The following is a 5,924-nucleotide window of genomic DNA, read 5'->3' as shown; positions in this document are numbered from 1 at the left end:
CCGGCCGCCACCTTCGATTCGAAGCCGCGGCCTTCGATGGTCAGCGCGAACGTGCCCTGGATCTCGTCACAGGCTCGCACGCAGCGGGAGCATGCGATGCACTTGGACGGATCGAAGTCGAAGTACGGGTTGCTCTCGTCTTTGACCGCGTCGAGGTGGTTTTCGCCCTCGTACCCGTACCTCACCTGACGTAGGCCGACCGCGCCTGCCATGTCCTGCAGCTCGCAGTCACCGTTGGCCGAACAGGTGAGGCAGTCCAGCGGATGGTCGGAGATGTAGAGCTCCATGACGTTCTCGCGGAGCTTGGCGACCTTCGGAGTCTGGGTCCGCACCACCATGCCGTCGGCGACCGGGGTTGTGCACGACGCAGGCGTGCCACGACGGCCTTCAATCTCCACGAGACAGAGCCGGCACGAGCCGAACGCCTCGAGTCGGTCCGTGGCACACAGCTTGGGCACGTCGACACCGGCAAGCGCTGCCGCACGCATCACCGACGTGCCTTCCGGAACTGCCACGGTCAGGCCGTCCACCTCGAGCGAGACCGTCGCCGGACCGTTCTTGGCCGGGGTGCCGAAGTCCGGTTCCTTGAGCAGAGTCATGGCTGACCTTCCGTCCTCGCGCTGATGTGCAGTGGAATCGGTTGCCCGGCAAGGAAATCGTCGGGGAAATGTGTTATCGCGCTGCGTACCGGCATAGGGGTGAGGCCGCCCATCGCGCACAACGACCCCTCGGTCATCACGTCGCACAGATCCTCGAGCAGAGCCAGGTTTTCGTCGCGGTGCTCGTCGGCGGCGATCCGGTCGATCACCTCAACACCGCGCACCGCACCGACCCGGCATGGCGTGCACTTGCCGCACGACTCTGCTGCGCAGAACTCCATCGCAAACCTGGCTTGCGCCGCCATGTCGACGGTTTCGTCGAACACCACAATGCCGCCGTGGCCAACCATCGCGCCCGCCGCCGCGAATGCCTCGTAGTCCATGGGCAACTCGAATTTGGTCCTCGGCAGATACGCCCCAAGCGGTCCGCCGACCTGGACCGCACGCACCGGTCGACCGGACCGGGTGCCGCCGCCATAGCCGTCCACGAGTTCGCCGAGCGTGATCCCGAAGGCCGTCTCCACGATGCCGCCGTGTTTTATGTTGCCGCCTAGCTGGAACACCTGCGTGCCGCGTGAACGCTCAACTCCGAGTTCTTGATACGCCTGTGCGCCGTGCGCCATGACCGTGGGCACAGTGGCAAGCGTCAGCACGTTGTTCACCACCGTCGGCTTGCCGAACAGGCCGTGGATCGCCGGGATCGGCGGCTTCGCGCGGACCATCCCGCGCTTGCCCTCGAGGCTCTCGAGCATCGAGGTTTCCTCGCCGCAGATGTAGGCGCCGCCGCCCACCCGCACATGCAAATCGAAGTTGAGCGGCGAGCCGAGCACGTTGTCGCCGAGCCATCCTCGCCCGTAAGCGATCTCGATGGCAGCTCGCGTAGTGGCGACCGCATCCGGATACTCGGACCTGATGTAGATGTAGCCTTCCGTCGCGCCGACCGCGTAGGCCGCGATCGTCATGCCCTCGATGAGCAGGAACGGATCGCCCTCCATCAACATCCGGTCGGCGAAGGTCCCACTGTCACCTTCGTCGGCGTTGCAGCAGACGAACTTCAGGTCGTCAGTGCAGTCGAGCACCGTCTTCCACTTGATGCCGGCCGGGAAGCCCGCACCGCCCCGGCCGCGCAGCCCGGAATCCGTGACCTCAGCGACGACGTCCGCAGGTGAATTCTGTAGCGCGCGAACCAGCCCGACGACCCCGCCGTGACGCAGGTAGTCGTCGGGAGACAACGGGTCGGTGATGCCGATTCTGGTGAAGGTGACCCGGTTCTGGGCGGCCAGCCAGGGCAACTCGTCGACCACGCCCAACCGCTGCGGGAGGTCTGCGCCGTCGAACAAGCCGGCCGCCACCAAGCCATCGACATCGGTCGCCGCGATCGGGCCATAGCCCATGCGCCCATCGGGCGTCGCCACCTCGACCAGTGGTTCCAGCCACAGCATGCCGCGAGAGCCGTTGCGGACCACCCGAATCAAACGCCCATGTCGCGCCGCGGCGCTCACCAGCGCGTCGGCGACGTCGTCCGCGCCGACGGACCGTGCCGCGGAATCCCTTGGCACATAAACAGTAACGGGCGTGATCATTGTGCGACCGCCTCGTCGAGTATCGCCGACAATCGAGACTCGTCCAGCCGGCCCTGAAGTCGTCCATTCACTTGTGCGGCGGGGCCGAGCGCGCAGTTGCCCAGACAGAAGACCTGCTCGACGGTCAGTGAACCGTCGAGGGAGGTCTCCCCCAGCGACATACCGCATGCGTCCCGCACATGGCTCACCAATCGTTCCGCTCCGACTGCCTGGCATGCCTCGCCGCGGCAGATGCGAACCGTCGTACGACCGGCGGGTGCAGAGCGGAAGTCATGGTAGAACGACACCACCCCGTGCACATCGGCACGGGACAGATTGAGTTCGTCGGCCAGCACCGGAATCGCTTCCGGCGGAATATATCCCAGCGCCTCCTGGACCGCGTGCAGGATGGGAAGCAGGGCGCCGCGCTGCCCGCGATAAGTCGCAACGATATCTCGGACAAGTGCTGTACTCATTCCTCGACTCCCATTCGCTCCGGTCCTCGCTCGTGCCTCGCTGCGATCCTCACTCGTGGTCGCCTTCGGGCCCTCATGGCGCTCGCCTCCTTAGGAGAGAGGGTGGAACCGCCCCAGAAAGCCCGAATCACCTGGGGCGGTTCTCACCCGGGCGGGCGGGTTAGACGACGACCTTCTTCTCGTGCCACGCCGCGATGGTGTCCGCGTCGTAGCCGAGCTCGGCAAGAACCTCGTCGGTGTGCTCGCCGAGCAGTGGTGCACTCTTGATCTCGGGCTTGAACTCCGAGAACTTGATCGGGCTGCCGACGGTCAGGAAGGTGCCCCGGCCGGGCTGTTCCACCTCGACGATGCTCCCGCTCTTGCGCAGGTCTTTGTCCTCGGCGAGGTCCTTCATGGACATCACTGGCGCACAAGGCACCTCCCACTCGCGCAGGATATCGACGGCCTCCCACTTGGTCTTGTCCGCCAGCCATTTCTCGATCTCGGCGAAGATGTCGAAAATCTTGTCGGCGCGGGCTCGGGCGGTGTTGTAGCCCGGGTCCTCGACCCACTCCGGCCGACCGATGGCCTCGGCGGTGCGCTTCCAGTTCTGCTCCTGGATCGTGAAGTAGATGTAGGCGTTGGGGTCGGTCTCCCAGCCCTTGCACTTGACGACCCAGCCGGGCTGACCTCCGCCGCCGGCGTTCCCACCGCGCGGAACCGCCTCGCCGAACTCGCCATTCGGCCACTGCGGGTACTCCTCCAGGTAGCCAATCTTGTCCAGCCGCTGCTGGTCGCGCAGCTTGACACGGCACAGGTTGAGCACGGCGTCCTGCATGGCGGCAGACACCTTCTGCCCCTTGCCGGTCTTGTCGCGCTGAATCAGCGCGGTCAGGATGCCGATCAGCAGGTGCATGCCGGTGTTGCTGTCGCCGAGGGCGGCACCGGCGACGGTCGGCGGACCGTCCCAGAACCCGGTGGTCGACGCGTTGCCGCCAGCGCACTGCGCGACGTTTTCGTAGACCTTGAGGTCATTCCAGGACGAGTCGTCGTTGAAACCCTTGACGGAACCGAAGATCAACCGCGGATTCCACTGCTGCAGTTTGTCCCACGACAGTCCCATACGGTCCATGGCGCCGGGTGCGAAGTTTTCCACCAGCACGTCCGCGCCTCGGACCAGTTTCTCCATCACCTCCAGCCCCTCGGGTGACTTCGTGTCGATCGCCAGCGAGCGCTTGTTGCTGTTGAGCATGGTGAAGTACAGAGCGTCCAGATCGGGAATGTCCCGCAACTGATTACGCGTCACGTCACCCCCGCTCGTGCGCTCGACCTTGAGTACGTCGGCTCCGAACCAGGCGAGCATCTGGGTGCACGCCGGGCCCGCCTGGACCCCGGTGAAGTCGATCACCTTGATCCCGGAGAGCGGTAAATCGGTCATGACACGTTTCCTTTCGTAGTTTGTCGATCGTGTCGGTGTGAGCGAACTCAGTGCTTTGCGGTGATGCCCTTGGGATTCAGGTGCGCGATGTTTCCGCTCTCGGTGCCGTCCGAGGGGTCGATGACGCAGTCGATCAGCGCCGGCCTCCCTGACGCGAGTGCTTCTCGCAGCGCCGCGCCGACCTCTTCAGGCGTGGTTGCCTGATAACCCTTGCCGCCGAAGGCCTTGATCATGTACTCGTGCCTGGCCTGCAGTGCGGTTGGCGCCGGGTCCGACGTGGTGGAGGCATCGTCGCCGCGATAGACACCGCTGTTGTTGAGGATGACGGTGACGATCGGCAGGTTGTAGCGGCACACCGCCTCGAGCTCCATGCCGCTGAACCCGAATGCGCTGTCACCCTCGATCGCGACTACCGGGTCGCCCGTCTCGACAGCAGCGGCGATCGCGTAGCCCATCCCGATACCCATCACGCCCCATGTCCCGCTGTCCAGCCGGTGCCGGGGTACCTGCATGCCAATGGTGTTGCGCGCCAAGTCGAGTGCGTTCGCACCCTCGTTGACGACATAGACCTGTGGGTTGTCCTGCAGGACGTCGCGGATGACCTGCAGCGCGCCGAGGAATTTCATCGGGTGCGCGCTCAGCGCCGATTCGAGCCGACCCGCCATCTTGGCGACGTTCCCCGACGACTTGGCCTCGAGTTCCTCGCGCCACTCGTTCTGCACGGTGATCTGGCCGGGCTTCGCCCGCTCCAGGAGAGCATCCATCACCGAGCCGATGTCACCGACGAGCGGTGCGGCGATCGGCTGGTTGCTGTCCATCTCGTTGGCAGCGATGTCGACCTGGATGAACTTGGCGTCCGGATTCCATTGCGGCGCATCACCGTGTCCGAGCAGCCAGTTCAGCCGGGCACCGACGAGCATCACCACGTCGGCCCGCTTCAGTGCCAGCGAGCGGGCGGTGGCCGCCGATTGCGGGTGGTCGTCGGGCAGCAGACCCTTCGCCATCGACATCGGCAGGTACGGCACCCCGGTGGTCTCGACGAACTCACGGATCTGCTCGTCTGCCTGCGCGTAGGCCGCGCCCTTGCCCAGCACGATCAGCGGCCGTTTCGCGTTGGCCAGCAGGTCGATTGCGGAGTCGACCATTTCCGTTTCCGGCAGCTGGCGCGGAGCGGGATTGACGACCCGCCACAGCGTTTTGGCCGCCTCTTCCGCGTCGAGCACCTCACCGAGCACCGCGGCCGGGATGTCGAGGTAGACACCGCCCGGACGACCGGACGCCGCAGTGCGGATCGCGCGGGCGATGCCGCGACCGACGTCCTCGGCTCGCGATACTCGGTAGGCCGCCTTGGCAAACATTCTGGCTGCAGCTAGCTGGTCCATCTCCTCATAGTCACCGCGCTGGAGGTCGACGAGGTGCCGCTCGCTCGACCCGGAGATCTGCACCATCGGAAAGCAATTCGTGGTGGCATTGGCAAGCGCGACAAGCCCGTTGAGAAAGCCAGGAGCCGACACCGTCAGGCAGATGCCGGGTTTCTTGGTAAGGAAGCCGGCGGCTGCCGCGGCGTGGCCGGCGTCGCTCTCGTGGCGGAAGCCGATGTAGCGGATGCCCGAGGCCTGCGCGAGGCGGGCCAGATCGGTGATCGGGATGCCGACGACACCGTAGATGGTGTGCACGTCGTTGAGCTTGAGCGCGTCGACAACCAGATGGATCCCATCGGTGAGAGCACCCGGCTCTTGCGGCTCTGGGCTGCTCTCTACCTCCGTATCTGGCAGGGAAGCAATGGTCATGATGTGGGCCCTTCCTGGCTGTTCGCGCTTATTCCCTTGTTGGAGTTAACTTTCCGCGTCGCGGCTGTGTGCGTCCAAGA

At 65.2% G+C, this 5,924-nt stretch carries 5 protein-coding genes; all 5 read right to left on the bottom strand.

Annotated features, from left to right (window positions below; genetic code table 11):
• Window positions 1-599, bottom strand: a 599-nt coding sequence (locus VGH85_19175; protein HEY2175933.1) for a 2Fe-2S iron-sulfur cluster-binding protein, incomplete at its 3' end; no start/stop codon positions are given.
• Window positions 596-2,182, bottom strand: a complete 1,587-nt coding sequence (locus VGH85_19170; GenBank protein ID HEY2175932.1) for an NADH-quinone oxidoreductase subunit NuoF — start codon at window positions 2,180-2,182, stop codon at window positions 596-598. The genes VGH85_19175 and VGH85_19170, both read right to left, overlap by 4 nt.
• The gene (locus tag VGH85_19165) at window positions 2,179-2,637 is read right to left on the bottom strand and encodes a formate dehydrogenase subunit gamma (GenBank protein HEY2175931.1); all 459 of its coding nucleotides are present in this window, start codon (window positions 2,635-2,637) and stop codon (window positions 2,179-2,181) included. Before VGH85_19165 ends, VGH85_19170 begins: the two co-directional genes overlap by 4 nt.
• A 160-nt stretch (window positions 2,638-2,797) precedes the next feature.
• Window positions 2,798-4,054: a formyl-CoA transferase gene (frc, locus tag VGH85_19160; GenBank protein ID HEY2175930.1), complete on the bottom strand. Its 1,257-nt coding sequence runs from the start codon at window positions 4,052-4,054 to the stop codon at window positions 2,798-2,800.
• A gap of 47 nt (window positions 4,055-4,101) precedes the next feature.
• Window positions 4,102-5,844, bottom strand: a complete 1,743-nt coding sequence (gene oxc / locus VGH85_19155; protein ID HEY2175929.1) for an oxalyl-CoA decarboxylase — start codon at window positions 5,842-5,844, stop codon at window positions 4,102-4,104.
• Window positions 5,845-5,924 lie beyond the last annotated feature (80 nt).

It is taken from the genome of Mycobacteriales bacterium, assembly GCA_036497565.1.
In the GTDB taxonomy this organism is placed as follows: Bacteria; Actinomycetota; Actinomycetes; order Mycobacteriales; family QHCD01; genus DASXJE01.
Note: the sequence above shows the minus strand (reverse complement) of the source record. Positions and strands in the feature narration are given on the sequence as shown.